General features: G+C 39.2%; 8 protein-coding genes. 6 read left to right on the forward strand and 2 right to left on the reverse strand.

Annotated elements, in window-relative coordinates:
• The 6 genes from hrpB to KO505_RS03580 form a co-directional block, all read left to right on the forward strand.
• Positions 1-2,680 (forward strand): ATP-dependent helicase HrpB (hrpB, locus tag KO505_RS03555; protein WP_216054073.1); only part of this gene is annotated, 2,680 nt, incomplete at its 5' end.
• A 425-nt stretch (positions 2,681-3,105) separates the two neighbouring features.
• On the forward strand, positions 3,106-4,098 hold the full coding sequence (locus KO505_RS03560) for an HlyD family secretion protein (RefSeq protein WP_252731628.1): 993 nt from the start codon (positions 3,106-3,108) through the stop codon (positions 4,096-4,098).
• Complete coding sequence (locus KO505_RS03565) at positions 4,095-5,033, forward strand: ABC transporter ATP-binding protein (RefSeq protein ID WP_216054074.1); 939 nt, start codon at positions 4,095-4,097, stop codon at positions 5,031-5,033. The genes KO505_RS03560 and KO505_RS03565 overlap by 4 nt, the downstream gene beginning before the upstream one ends.
• The gene (locus KO505_RS03570) at positions 5,030-6,181 is read left to right on the forward strand and encodes an ABC transporter permease (protein ID WP_252731629.1); all 1,152 of its coding nucleotides are present in this window, start codon (positions 5,030-5,032) and stop codon (positions 6,179-6,181) included. The genes KO505_RS03565 and KO505_RS03570 overlap by 4 nt, the downstream gene beginning before the upstream one ends.
• Before the next feature lie 145 nt (positions 6,182-6,326).
• Positions 6,327-8,594 (forward strand): penicillin-binding protein 1B, encoded by a 2,268-nt coding sequence (mrcB, locus tag KO505_RS03575; RefSeq protein ID WP_216054075.1) that lies wholly within the window; start codon positions 6,327-6,329, stop codon positions 8,592-8,594.
• 262 nt (positions 8,595-8,856) lie between these two features.
• Positions 8,857-11,025 (forward strand): PHB depolymerase family esterase, encoded by a 2,169-nt coding sequence (locus tag KO505_RS03580; protein WP_216054076.1) that lies wholly within the window; start codon positions 8,857-8,859, stop codon positions 11,023-11,025.
• Between the two features lie 255 nt (positions 11,026-11,280).
• On the opposite strand, the gene KO505_RS03585 is transcribed toward KO505_RS03580, so the two are convergent.
• Positions 11,281-13,188 (reverse strand): acyltransferase family protein, encoded by a 1,908-nt coding sequence (locus tag KO505_RS03585; RefSeq protein WP_216054077.1) that lies wholly within the window; start codon positions 13,186-13,188, stop codon positions 11,281-11,283.
• Positions 13,189-13,196: 8 nt separating this feature from the next.
• Entirely contained in the window at positions 13,197-14,480 is a 1,284-nt protein-coding gene (hemL, locus tag KO505_RS03590) for a glutamate-1-semialdehyde 2,1-aminomutase (protein WP_216054078.1), read from the reverse strand.
• Positions 14,481-14,527 lie beyond the last annotated feature (47 nt).

Raw genomic sequence — 14,527 nt, forward strand, 5'->3', positions numbered from 1 at the left:
TTCAAGCATTCAAGCATTCAAAGGTTTTGTTTGTTTAATAATTCCTTATAATTGTTTCTACATAACGCTGAATTTAGTCGCTGAGCAAGCAGAGTATATGACCCTACCAATAGATGATATTTTCCCGCAACTTGTTGAAACATTAAACCAAGCGCAGCGTGTTATTTTACAAGCGCCTCCCGGTGCCGGGAAATCTACTCGACTGCCGTTATTGTTATTACAAACTGGGCAATTTCACAATCAAAATAAAATTATAATATTGGAACCTCGTAGAGTTGCAGCTAGACAAATAGCAGCGTATTTATCATCACAGTTAAATCAAAAAATTGGTCAGCAAATTGGCTTAGTTATGCGGGGGGAGAATAAAACGTCAAATGACACAGTTATTACCATAATGACGGATGGTGTATTAGTTAGGCAGTTACAAAACGATCCTGAACTTAATAACATTGCTTTAGTGATTTTTGATGAATACCACGAACGTGCATTACAAACCGACCTAGCATTGGCCTTAACGTTAGATGCTCAAGAATTAAATGAAGGCACAAATGAAGAGACTAAAGTGCTGATCATGTCGGCAACCTTAGACTTACAAGCCTTATCAAATTCATTAAATGCGCCAATTGTCGAATCTGACGGTAGGCAATATCCAGTCACGGTTGAGTATGTTAGTGCCAGCGTTACACCAAGTATTGATGAAATATGCCGTGCTATCGATGTAGCTATCCAATCTGGTTTTAATCAAAACCAATCTTCAATTTTAGTATTCTTGTCCGGTCTTAGTGAAATCAACCGTGTACAACAAAGATTAAATGCAAGTTTGCCGGCGGATATTAAGTGTTATCCGTTATTTGGTGGGCTCACCATAGAGCAGCAAACTAACGCCATCAAACCAGCAGCTAAAGGTTTACGAAAGATAGTGTTAGCCACTAATATCGCCCAAACCAGTTTGACAATAGATGGTGTGGATATTGTGGTGGATGCAGGCATTGAAAAAGTAATGGTGTATCAACCAAAACTTAAATCTGAGCAGTTAGTTAGTCAGCAAATTTCACAAGCATCTTCAATACAACGTATGGGACGAGCCGGACGTTTACGTGCTGGTTTATGTTATCGCTTAGGTTCGGTTGAAAACTTTGACCGCCGTAGAAAACACGATGTAGCAGAAATAGAGCGTGTTGATTTATCCCAACTGTTGTTAGAAGTGCATTTATGGGGGGCAAAGTTTGATGAGTTATTTTGGTTAACTAAACCAGAACCGTTTTTACTTAATGTTGCTCACGATAAGTTAATGGGCCTAGGGTATTTTAAGCCGGATCATTTAAAACAGGGCTATTTAAACAAGAGCTATGCCGAACAAGCTAACAAAGGTGTTCAAGTTAGCCAGCTAGCCACGCAATATCAAACTATTGGGGCGGGGTTACGATTAAGTAAAATGTTACTCAAGGCAAACAGCTTGGAGAGTCAACTTAACAATAATCATTTGCTCAAAACTGCTTGTGTTTTAGCTGCGTTAATTGAACATGGCAGAACGTCTAATAATGACAGTGATTTAACCAGTAAAATAGACAAGATGGATCATTATACTTGGTCACAGTTAACGGAGTTTCTTAACCGCTATGCCAAGCGTTTTAATCTTAAGAGCGTTAATAAAGCGGAATTACAATCCGAACATATCGGTTTGTTATTAGCCCTTGCTTATCCAGATAGGATTGCCAAAAAAATAGGTAAACAATGGAAGTTGAGTAATGGCGTAGGAGTGCAGTTTCATCCTAATCAAGTTGAGCCAAAAGCCGAATTAATAGTCATAGCTCAATTTAATGCCGGGCAATATGGACATTATATACAGTCTTATGCTGCAGTGAGCTTGGCAGAAATAGAACAGTTTTTACCTGAACTAATAAGTACGGAAGATAAAACCGGTTGGTCAAATTCATTACAAAAACCTTATCAAGCAGAGCAAATTAAAATTGGCGAATTAGTCTTATCCGAAAAAACCAAGCCGTTAACGTTAACCCCAGAAGGTTGGCAAAGTATTTGGCTTGATTACATTAAACAAAAAGGGCTGAGCTGCTTAAACTTTGATGATGATACCAATACTTTAATCAGAAAATTAGAGTTAGTTTCGCAGCATTTACCACAGCATGATTGGCCAAGTTTGTGCCAATTAGGTTCTGATAAACAAAGTTTATTTGATGATATCACTAACAATAAACAAAATTGGATAGTGAGTTATTTGGCTGAGGTACGTAATGTAGCCCAACTTAAAAAGCTCAATATCACTGAAATTTTAAAAAACACGATGGATTGGTCTTTACAACAAGAACTACAAAAAGCCTGCCCAGATAGCTATAAAACCCCTGCAGGGACTTCTAGAAAAATTGATTATCTAGCGGATACGCCAAAGCTTTCTGCTAAGTTACAAGAAATGTTTGGCGAGCCAACCAGTCCCGCTATTTGTCATGGAAAGCAGCCATTATTAATCGAATTGTTATCTCCAGCGCAAAGACCATTACAAGTAACACAAGACTTAATCAATTTTTGGAACAATGCGTATCAAGACGTGAAAAAAGAGATGAAAGGTCGATACCCTAAACACCCATGGCCAGATGACCCAATTAACTTTGTGGCCACCAGTAAAACCAAATCGCAACTTGATAGACATCAAACAAAGGGCTGAATTTTCGACAAGTTTGCAATAGCTGCTAGCTGCCTAGACTAACTTGCAGTATGTTATACCAACTCTATTAAATATTTGACCACTCAGAGCTTAGCCAGAAGTTTCAGTTTGAGGCGAGTAAATGCAGTAATGTCTGCCACCTTTCAAATTTACTCAACAAAAAAATGGAGCTTCTGGGCAGCTTCTTCGATGGGTTTATAAAGGCTTTACACTTTGTTGAAGGTATTTGACGTAGAGCGACTATGCCTGCACACTTTCGCCGCGTTTAAAGCCTTTATAATTCCCACTGAATGATCAAATATTTAATAGAATTGGTATTAATACAAACGATAGGTAGAAAATGCTAAATCAAATACCGTACTGGGTAATTAACATAGTGGGTTTAATTGGCCTATTAGAGCACGTCAAACAGGTAGGGATATATTTTGTTTATCACATCATTGTCAAAAAAACTCACCTTGGTTATCACCCAACCACTTTGCGGGCTATTTTATTTAAGCTCTATTTTATTGCTGACTGGTTGTAATAGTGAACCTAATAATATTGCTTTGGGCACATTAGAGCGTGAACGGATAGCGCATACGGCGACAGTAAATGAAGTCGTGGTTGATTTACCTATCCCACAAGGCCAGCGTGTGCAAAAAGGGGATGTTTTGGTGCAATTGGATAACCGTTTACAACTTGCACTGACGGCTAAGGCAAGCGCTAATGTTGCTGAAGCGCAAGCTAATTTGGAAAAGTTACGTAATGGTGCCAGAGTGGAAGATGTGGCTGCCGCAAGTGCTAAGTTAGAGGGGGCCAAAGCCGCGTTGTTAGAAAGTGAAATTGGCTATAAACGTAACAAAAACTTAGTTGAACAAGGTTTGATAAGTCAAGCTACGTTAGATCAAGCACTTGCCGCAAAGGATGCCAATATAGCGTCAGTGCAAGCGGCAAAAGAAGAGTTGTTAAAATTAACCAATGGCACACGACCAGAAGATCTGTTGATTGGAAAAGCGCATTTGGCAGCAATGGAAGCGGTCTTAGCCAATGAAACCAAAAAGTTGTCAGACTTAACCATAGTGGCCACCAGAGATGGTATTTTGGATAACTTGCCTTGGAATCTAGGAGAGCGTGTAACCCAAGGAAGCCCTTTGGCGGTCGTACTGGCTGGTGTCGCGCCGTATGCTCGTATTTATGTACCAGAACCTTATCGAATTCATATCGCCACTGGGGACACCTTACAAGTTAAGGTAGATGGATTAACACAATCAATCGCAGGCAAGGTACGTTGGATATCTTCAGATCCTGCGTTCACTCCTTATTATGCATTGAACCAAGAAGAACGTGCACGCTTAATGTACTTAGCCGAAGTGCAATTACCCGATGAATATGCTCATTTACCCAATGGCGTTGGGGCACAAGTAGAATTGCCATGACACATACTAGGGAACCTGAATATGTAATCAAGGCTCGTCATTTAACCCGTAATTTTGGTGAGTTAAAAGCCATTGATGATCTAGATATTAACGTAGAGAAATCTCGTATATATGGGTTTTTAGGTCCAAACGGGTGCGGTAAAACAACTGCAATAAGGATGTTGACGGGGTTATTAACGCCCACTTCTGGTGAGATAGAAGTTCTGGGTTTACGGCTTCCACAAGACGCGGACAAACTCAGGTTTCATATTGGTTACATGACACAGAAATTTTCACTTTATAACGATTTAACCGTCCGAGAGAATTTACAATTTATCGCTAAAATTTATGGCGTAACAGGTAAAACACAAAAACATCGAATTGCCGAGTTATTATCAATTTATGGTTTAGATCAAAAACAAACACAGTTGGCCGGCAGCATGAGCGGTGGTCAACGCCAGCGTTTGGCTTTAGCGGCCGCAACGTTACATAAACCAGAATTACTGTTTTTGGATGAACCGACATCCGCCGTAGACCCTGAAAACCGTCGAGAGTTTTGGGAGCAGCTATTTGATCTGTGTAATCAAGGGACGAGTATTTTAGTTTCAACACATTACATGGATGAAGCCGAACGTTGTCATCAATTAGCAATACTAGAAGACGGGGTTAAACGGGCTGATGGTACACCTCAAGAGTTAATGAATAATATGGCGGCCCATGTAATAGAAATTGAGTCCAGCGATTTACGCCAGTTAAAACAAGCGTTAGTTCAAATGCCAGAAGTCATCACTGCTTCTCAGTTGGGGGCTAGATTAAGGGTATTAGTTCATAATACCGTTAATGACCCAATTGGCTTTATCAGCCAAAATAGTAATGTTAATCGTGAGAGTATTAATATTACTCGACCAAGTTTGGAAGATGTATTTGTTACATGCACAGGGAATAGTCGACAATGATGGCCAGCTGGTTCCGTATTCAAGCTATATTCTTTAAAGAATTAATTCAGCTAAAGCGCGATAGAATGACCTTTGGCATGGTCATTATGATCCCTTTGGTACAACTTATGTTGTTTGGTTATGCCATTAATACCAACATCCGAGAAATTCCGGTGGCAGTGGTTGATCAAAGTCAGACTTCATTAAGTCGAGTCTTAATACAAACGGTAAGGGCAACCCAAGTGGTGAAGTTTGAACGTGAGTTTCAAGATATTAAGTCGGCTGAAGATGCGTTAAAGCGATCTGAAATCCGCGCGGTACTAATAATTCCTCACGATTTAGGGCAACGAGTTGCTCGTCATCCTAGTTCAGGTTTTGGTTCATATGCTTCCAGTGATGAAGAGACCAGTCGGCCAATAGCTCAGTGGGTAGTTGATGGAGCCGATACCGCTATTGCCGCTACTATAAAAAGCTTAAGGAATATGCCGCTTACGGAATTAGTATCAGTGAAACCGGCAAATAGAAATACGCCTACTTTTGAAGTTACCTTATTTTATAATCCTGAACAACGTACCGCTGTGAATATCGTACCGGGTTTAATTGGAATTATATTAACAATGACGATGATCATGTTTACCTCGGCAGCAATAGTGCGAGAGCGAGAACAGGGCAATATGGAGATGCTGATCACCACGCCAATTCGTTCAATTGAAATTATGTTAGGTAAGATCATTCCATATATATTTATTGGGTTAATTCAAGTGTTCATTATTTTAGGCTTGGGTTATGTGTTATTTGATGTGCCCATTAATGGAGGGGTATGGTCATTATTAGCCATTACCTTGTTATTTATTTCAGCCAGTCTCACCTTAGGGTTAATTATTTCAACCATAGCTAAAAATCAATTACAGTCGATGCAAATGACCATTTTTGTTTTGTTACCCTCGATTTTATTATCTGGTTTTATGTTTCCCTATGAAGGCATGCCGGTAGCCGCGCAGTATATTGCAGAAGCGTTTCCGGCCACTCACTTTATGCGCCTGATCCGTGGTGTGGTATTAAAAGATCTAGAGTTCACCGAGTTAACATTTGATATTTATTGGTTAGCCTTGTTTACCCTATTTGGGTTAATATTTGCCTCAATACGTTTTAAGAAAAATTTAGGTTAATTCAACGTATAACGTTTAAATCAATTCCAATTAATGACACTATTCCTTGTTATAAATGCTTTTGTGTATTTTGAGTAAATTCCTTTTTTATCAATGCACTTAGCAAAGAATGTAATGACCCAAACTGGATAACCAAGAGCAAAATATGACAGAGTCGGTTGACCCTAATCAGTTTATAAAAAAATGGAGTTATCGTTTTTTAAAGATAGGCATTTTTGTATCCATTGTTTTAGCCTTTTATGTGATTTACATGGATGCTTGGGTGCAAACCCGCATGTCCGGACAGAAATGGGAAACACCGGTTAAGGTTTTTTCTCGTCCTTTGTCTTTGTATCAGCATAAGTTTTTGCCACAAAGCGAATTAGTCACTGAATTAAAGATCTTAAATTACCGCAAAGTAAATACCGTAACTGAGCCGGGACAATACAGTGTTAGTGGCAGCAGCGTAGAGTTCTATCGTCGCGAATTTATCAATGTCGGTGAGCAATTACTGCCGCAAAAAATCAAAGTTAAGTTTGAGGATAATCGAATATTATCAGCACACCGTATGAATGATGGTGAGTGGTTACTATCAAGCATTGAAACATTAGACCCGCTATTGATCTCTCGTAAAACCAACTCTGACAACGAAGACCGTGACATCATTAACTTAGCCACCGTGCCTGAGTGGATGATAGATACTTTATTGGTGGTAGAAGACAGAGATTTTTATCATCATCATGGAGTGTCACCCTTTGCCATTATTAGAGCGTTATGGGCAAATTTGATTGCAGGACGTAAAGTGCAGGGCGGTAGCACGCTTACTCAACAGTTAGCTAAAAATTTACTGTTAAATGACTCCCGTAAAACCTACTTAAGAAAGTTTAAAGAAGCGATAACCGCATTAATTCTGGATTATCGTTTTAGTAAAGATGACATCCTAGAAGCGTATTTTAATGAAATCTATTTAGGCCAAAATGGTAATCGTGCGGTGCATGGTTTTGCGTTAGCCAGTAAGTTTTATTTTAGTAAACCGCTGGTGGAATTAGAGCAACACGAATTTGCATTATTAGTTGCTATGGTAAAAGGCCCGTCCTATTACAATCCAACTAGGCATGTTGAACGCACTAAAAAGCGCAGAGATTTGGTATTGCAATTAATGGTGTCTGAAAATGTCTCTGACAGTGCAGACTACGAAAAATACATCACCAAACCTATGGTTATTACGCAGTCCAAATCCAAAGGTCGTGCCTTATATCCTGCTTATATGCAATTGGTTGAACGTGAATTAAAAGCATTAGATATAGATGAATATAACGCGAATGGTTTGTTGGTCTTTACTGGATTAGATCCGGTATTACAAAAAAATTACCAAAAATTATTTGGTCGCAGTATTAATAAGTTAGAAAAAAAATATGGTTTAAAAGGTATAAACGGTGCGGTTGTTTCTGTTGATCATGCCAACGCAAGCATATCGGCATTAGTGGGGGATAAAAATCCAAATTCATTTGGCTTTAACCGTGCGTTAGACGCCAACCGCAATATAGGTTCGTTAGTCAAACCTGCCATATATTTAACCGCGCTAAAATCTCACAGTTATAACTTAGCTACTGTATTGCCAAATAAAGCCATTGTAATGAAAAACAATCGAGGGCAAGAGTGGCAACCGCAAAACTACGATAAAACCACCTCTGAGTCTGTTTTGTTACAACAGGGGTTAGTCAACTCCCTTAACTTGCCGACTGTACATTTGGGCATGGAGTTAGGGTTAAACTCAGTGATATCGACACTTAAATCGTTAGGTGTTGAACAGCATATTCCTAAATACCCGTCTATTTTGTTAGGTGCTGTGCCTATGTCTCCGGTAAATGTCGCTAAAATGTTGCAACCTATTGCCAGTTTTGGTCAAAAGTTAACAACGTCAGCCGTTATTAGTGTGACGGATGTAAACGGTTTTGAAATTTGGAACAAACCTAAAAAAGTGGTAGAAATTGCGGATTATGCAACGAGTTATATCCTCAATGAAGGATTAAAACAAGTGACTCAGGTTGGCACCGCAAAACGTATTGGTATGTATTACCCACATGTTCAATACGCAGGGAAAACCGGAACCACAGACGACTTAAGAGATAGTTGGTTTATGGGCTTTGACCAAAATAAACTCACTACAATTTGGATTGGAAAAGACGATAATTCACCAGTTGAACTCACCGGTAGCCAAGGGGCTTTAACGGTATTTTTAGATTTACAAGCGGCTAGAAAAGCTGAAACTATCAGTACCCCAAAACCTAATGATATCGATATTCACCCATTTGATGTTATTACCGGCGAGACCTTGTCGGGAGAATGTGGAGAATTCATAGTGTTGCCAATACAAAAATCAAAAGTGAAAGATATTAAACAATGTCCATCGTTTTTTGATTTTTTGAAATGATGAAGAGCAGCTATGAGTTACGAGATTCGAGCCACGAGCTTTGCGCATTTTCTCGAACCTCGCCACTTGTAACTCGAAACTACTTTTATTTCGCAACTCGTTGCTCGAAACTGTTTTTATCGCAAAACTGCTTTTTACTTGAGCTTATAGCTGCTTTCACACTCTCAATACCCCAACTACTTCTAAAGTAGCATGTACGCACAATTCTAGTGCACTACTCTTGTTGCTGTTCAAACAATGAACAATCAACAAGGTAAATAAAATGATAAAAACAATAATAAATAGAATCACGGCTTATTCGTTAATAAGCATCAGTCTGTTGTTAACAGCAGAAGTGTCAGCGGGTAGTTGGCAACAAAATGTAAGTATTGGCGGTTTTACGAGCGTTAATATTTATACTCCAGATAGCAATTCATCGATAGGTAATGGTAAGTCCTTGCTTATTGTTTTGCATGGTTGTGTACAACCGATTAGTAATTATTTAACTGCTAATCTTGAAGATGCTGCCGAAGCTCATGGAATGGTCGTTGCCGTTCCTGATGCCAAAAACAAGGCTGGCTTTAGTTGTTGGTCGTATTGGCAAGGCGCAATTAATCGGACGTCTGGTGACTATAAAAATTTAGTCAGTTTAGCCAATACGATGAGTAGTGATGTAAACAGAGAAATAGATCCTAAACAGGTTTACATAACCGGTTTATCTTCGGGTGGTGCATTTGCGCAACAAGCCGCTTGTGTTGCTCCTGATGTTTTTGCAGGGGTTGCGCCAAGTGCAGGGCCAACATTAGGTACCAGTTCAAATGGTGCGTTAAACAATTGTGAAGTGGTAAGCCCCACTACTTTTAAATCTCGGTGTGAATCTTATGCTGGGACTTATGCAAGTCATTTTTCTGATCAAATCGCCGTGGTTGCTCATGGTACTGCTGATACCACGGTTGATACTTGTTACAACCAACAAAACGCGAATGGTTTTGCTAACGTTTATGGCGTGACTCAATTGTCCGGTACTAACAGCCTTGCTGATGATGCAACTCATACAGCAACAGAGAGTTTATGGACAAACAACCGAGTTGCTATGGTGTGGTTTGATGGTTTAGATCATTCATGGTCTGGTGGAGAGGGTGCATCAGGTAGTTATATTGCGGGTAATAGTATTAATTTTGCGACTTATCTAGGTGAATTTTTTGCTGAGAATAATCAAAGAGTGGATAGAAACTCAGGACCTGTTATTAACAATTTGATTGTTAGTGATAATTCGAATCGTTTATCCATATCGGGTAATGCCATCGATGCAGAAGGAAGTGTTAACAACATTAGTATTAACATTTTCGCCTTGGATACTGGCAGTTCAGTATTAATGGAAACCATTGTGGTTTCATCTGTGCCTTCTGATGGTTATTTTAATGTTAACTCTTCAATATTAAGTGATGGTTTATATTTAGTTGAAGTACAAGGTACGGATAACGAAAGTAAACAAGGCGATATTACGTCAAACACCGTTAGAGTTGGTCCAGAACCCGCCGCTACCGCCCCAACACTCAGTGGTATTGCCGTGGATGTTGTAGGTCAATGCGCTACCGTATCCGGCACAGTCATCGACATTAATCAGAATTTGCAATCAGTTACCGCTGCTTTTTCTAATGCCTCTAATACGGCTGCCGTTTCGAATAATCAGTTCTCGGTTGAGCAATGTAACTTATCTGGCGGTGCTAATGTGGTTACGATCACTGCGATAGATGATACCAACTTATCTTCGTCAGCCTCAGCTAGTTTTACAATAGATGCAGGGCAAACGGGAGATTATAACTATCATATTAATGAAGGTCATATCACTTGGGGAAGTGGATATTCAGCTTGTTATTTAGCCTTTAGTACAAACGATTTTACTATGCGTGAATATCCCGCAGGAACAGGGCAATGTAATTGGATTGCCGACGGTGAACCAAGCTGTAAAGGACCGACTCAAGCTTGTTCAACACCAAGTTCACCTGTAGACAGTGATAATGATGGAATATCTGACAGTACAGATAATTGTCCAAACGTTGCCAACAGTGATCAATTAGATAACGACGGCGATGGTATAGGTAATGTTTGTGATTCAACACCAGATGGTAATGTCTTAGATGCAGATAATGACGGTATCCATGATGATATAGATAATTGCCCAAATGTTGCCAATAGTGATCAGTTAGATAATGACGGCGATGGTATAGGCAATGTATGTGATTCAACACCAAATGGTAATTTCACCTGTATTGATTATACCGACAGTAATTATGATCATGTCACTGCTGGTAGAGCAACGGCATCTTATGGGTCGGCATACGCAAAAGGCTCAAATGATTATTTAGGTTGGTGGAATATTTATGTAACGACCACCATAAAACAAACAAGTAATGGGTACTTTGAATTAGGCAGTTGCCCAGCTAGTTAACCTTGTTTGAACGTTAAATTGTAAATTTAGAAAGCCCGCTTCAATTCCTGCGGGCTTTTTATATTGGAGTTATGAGTCACGAGCTTCGAGTTATGGGCTACGAGTTATGAGTCACGAGCTTCGTGCTTTTTCTCGAATCTCGCCACTCGTTGCTCGAAACTGCTTTTATCTCGAATCTCGCCAGTCGTTGCTCGAAACTGCTTTTATCTCGAAACTGCTTTCTCTATAGCTAACCGCTAACCGCAATTTTTCAATCTAGCGTGAAAGCAATGGATTTCCATACAAACGTAAATATTCTTTTGCCATCATAGTTGCGCCACTTACGTTAAGGTGATCGGTATTCCTATACACTATACTGTCGTCGAGTGAAGCCGTACATTTGCCATTTCTGCATAAAACCTTTTTAAAATCAATGTAGTTAATATCAGGAAAACGTCGTTTCATTTCGTTGACAATATGATCGTCTGCATAATTTGGAAAAGGTGTTTCGAGTGCAATTGGTTTGAAAAAAACAGTTTCACTACCTTTTAATAACTTTAACTTATGCAGATGATGTTTATCGATTACAGGTGCACTAATGATCACTGTCACTTTATTACCATTAGAGATTAAGTCAGATACGGACTGTAACAAGTACTCATAATTGTTGTTGGCGGGGGAGCTATAGTTATCCCAGTTTACACCTAAGATAATGTGGTCAAATTGTTTGGCATATTCAAAACGCTGTAACGCGTATTCAGGGGAGTATCTGAGTTTATTGTTTGACAGCTTTGCAGTTAAAATAGGGTGGCCACCAGAAGCAGAGTCATGGAGGAAAAGTCCCGCATCTTTGGCAAGTACATCAATAAATGCCGCACTATGATTGGCAAAAGAGTCACCTATCAATACACCATCTAAAGCATCTTTTTTATTTCCAAGCCAGCATTGATCAATATTTCCAATTTTATCCGCATCAAAACAATGCTTTCTAACACTGCTTGGAAAGTTTAGATCTTTATTAAATTCTGACAGATTTTTAAAGCGTTCAGGAAAACCATTATTTATATCTATCACTGCATAAATACTGGTTAGTAAAATAAAACCGGGTAACAGAATACGCATAAAGGCCATCTTTAGACTTGTTAATTTAAGTCTTTGCCCCGGTTGTTCTATAAACTTCCACGAAAGGTAAGCACAGAAAAAGGCTGCGATAATAGCCGTGATTCTAGTCGCTCCGGTTAACTCTAAACCTACATATTGAATGAAGGTAAAGATTGGCCAGTGCCATAAGTATAAGGAGTATGAGATTAAGCCTACGAATACAAACGTTTTTAAGCTGAGTAATTTATTAATAATGCCGAGTTGCTGTTGATTTTTCCCAGTATAAATAAGGAGAACCGTACCAAAGCATGGCCAAAAAGCGTTAAGTCCTGGAAAAACATCTTGTTTTGAAATAGTAAACGCGGGAACCAAGATTAAAATTAAAGCCAATACAGACAGGGTATCGTTCTGCCACTTTGTTAAGTTTGGAAGTCTTGCATAATTGATAGCGAGTAATGCGCCCATCAATAATTCGAATGCTCGGGACGGTAATAAAAAGTATGCAGAGTCCGGTGATGTGTTGGATAAGTAAATAGATAAGCCAAATAAACACAAAAATAATAAATATATAGTCCTAGATAACACCTTTTCGCGACAAAACTTATGTAGAAAAATAAATAATGTAGGCCATATGAAATAAAACTGTTCTTCAACGGCTAATGACCACGTATGTAAAAGTGGTAACAAGTCAGTGTTTGGAGAGAAATAGCCACTCGTATTTTGCCAAAGATAAAAATTACTGGTTGCTATAAATGCATGGATTAGATTTCGAGCAAATATTTCTAAGTCATAAGAAAATAAAAACAGGTATGCAGGAACCGTAGTTATAAGGAGTAGAAATATAAGTGCCGGAGCAAGGCGTTTAATCCTTCTAATGTAAAAGGATTTATAGGAAAAATTATTTTGTTGAACTTCAGAAAATATTATTTTTGTGATCAGAAAACCAGAAATCACAAAAAATATATCGACCCCAATAAACCCTCCGCTCAGTGCTGAAAATTTAGCGTGGAAAAAAAGGACTAGGAGCACAGCTAATGCTCTTAGTCCGTCAATATCAGCGCGGTATTTAAAAAGAGTCGACATGCATAAACTTATTTTAATTTAGCAAATACGAGATCAATCTTATCAATGGTTATGTCTAATTGTTCATAGCTATGCGCGGCCGATACAAACCCAGCTTCAAATGCTGATGGCGCTAAGTACACACCTTGTTCTAAACATAAGTGGAAGAAGCGTTTAAATTTGTCCGCATCACAAGTTAATACTTCTGCAAAGCTTTGTACTTTTTCTTTGTCGGTAAAGAATAAACCAAACATGCCGCCAACTTGTGAGGTTGTCATTGCCACATTGTGTTTAGCTGCTTTGGCTTTAATGCCATCTAATAAGTAGGTTGTTTTTGCAGTTAGGTCTTGGTAAAAACCTTCCTCTTCTAACTGTTCTAATGCAGCCAAGCCTGCTGCCATAGCAACAGGATTACCCGATAATGTGCCGGCTTGATAGACAGGTCCATCTGGTGCTAAGTGACCCATGATGTCTGCTCGGCCACCAAATGCGCCCACAGGCATGCCGCCACCAATGATTTTACCTAATGTGGTTAAATCAGGTGTTACGTTAAATAGAGTCTGACAGCTGCCTTTGGCAACACGGAATCCGGTCATCACTTCATCAAAAATTAGAACGGCTTTAAATTCATCACATAAATCTCTAAGGCCTTGTAAAAAACCATCGTTTGGTGGAATACAGTTCATGTTGCCAGCTACTGGCTCAACAATAATACAAGCAACGTCTTCTGGATGTGCTTCTAATAAGGCACGAACCGAGTCTAAGTTATTAAACTCAGCGGTTAGAGTATGAGCTGCCACATCAGCAGGAATGCCTGGAGAGCTAGGTACACCCATAGTTAATAAACCAGAGCCCGCTTTTACTAATAACGAGTCGGCGTGGCCATGATAACAGCCTTCAAATTTCAATAGCTTATTACGACCGGTAAACCCACGAGCTAAACGAATTGCACTCATAGTGGCTTCAGTACCTGAATTCACCATACGTACTTTTTCTATCGAAGGTAAAAATTCAGAGACCTTGTTTGCCATGGTCACTTCAACTTCCGTTGGTGCGCCAAAACTTAAGCCGTTTTCAACCGCTTCTAATACTGCATTTTTTATAGCAGGGTGGTTATGACCTAAGATCATAGGTCCCCAAGAACCTACGTAATCTATATATTCATTGCCGTCTACGTCATAGATGCATGCGCCATCCGCTTTTGCAAAAAAGACTGGTGTGCCGCCTACGCCATTAAATGCACGTACTGGTGAGTTAACGCCACCTGGGATATGTTTTTTTGCTTGTTCAAATAGTTCTGATGATTTATTCATAGGAATTCTTTATTAATTTGTTTGTTATAAAGACCTCAGTAGTCCAC

This window comes from Psychrosphaera sp. F3M07 (genome assembly GCF_018860345.1).
Lineage (GTDB): Bacteria > Pseudomonadota > Gammaproteobacteria > Enterobacterales > Alteromonadaceae > Psychrosphaera > Psychrosphaera aquimarina.

What these genes read in the sequence shown, in the direction of transcription:
- KO505_RS03580 (WP_216054076.1), top strand. Translation starts at nt 8,857, where the DNA reads ATGATAAAAACAATAATAAATAGAATCACGGCTTATTCGTTAATAAGC.
- hemL (WP_216054078.1), bottom strand. Translation starts at nt 14,480, where the DNA reads ATGAATAAATCATCAGAACTATTTGAACAAGCAAAAAAACATATCCCA.
- KO505_RS03585 (WP_216054077.1), bottom strand. Translation starts at nt 13,188, where the DNA reads ATGTCGACTCTTTTTAAATACCGCGCTGATATTGACGGACTAAGAGCA.
- mrcB (WP_216054075.1), top strand. Translation starts at nt 6,327, where the DNA reads ATGACAGAGTCGGTTGACCCTAATCAGTTTATAAAAAAATGGAGTTAT.
- KO505_RS03565 (WP_216054074.1), top strand. Translation starts at nt 4,095, where the DNA reads ATGACACATACTAGGGAACCTGAATATGTAATCAAGGCTCGTCATTTA.
- KO505_RS03570 (WP_252731629.1), top strand. Translation starts at nt 5,030, where the DNA reads ATGATGGCCAGCTGGTTCCGTATTCAAGCTATATTCTTTAAAGAATTA.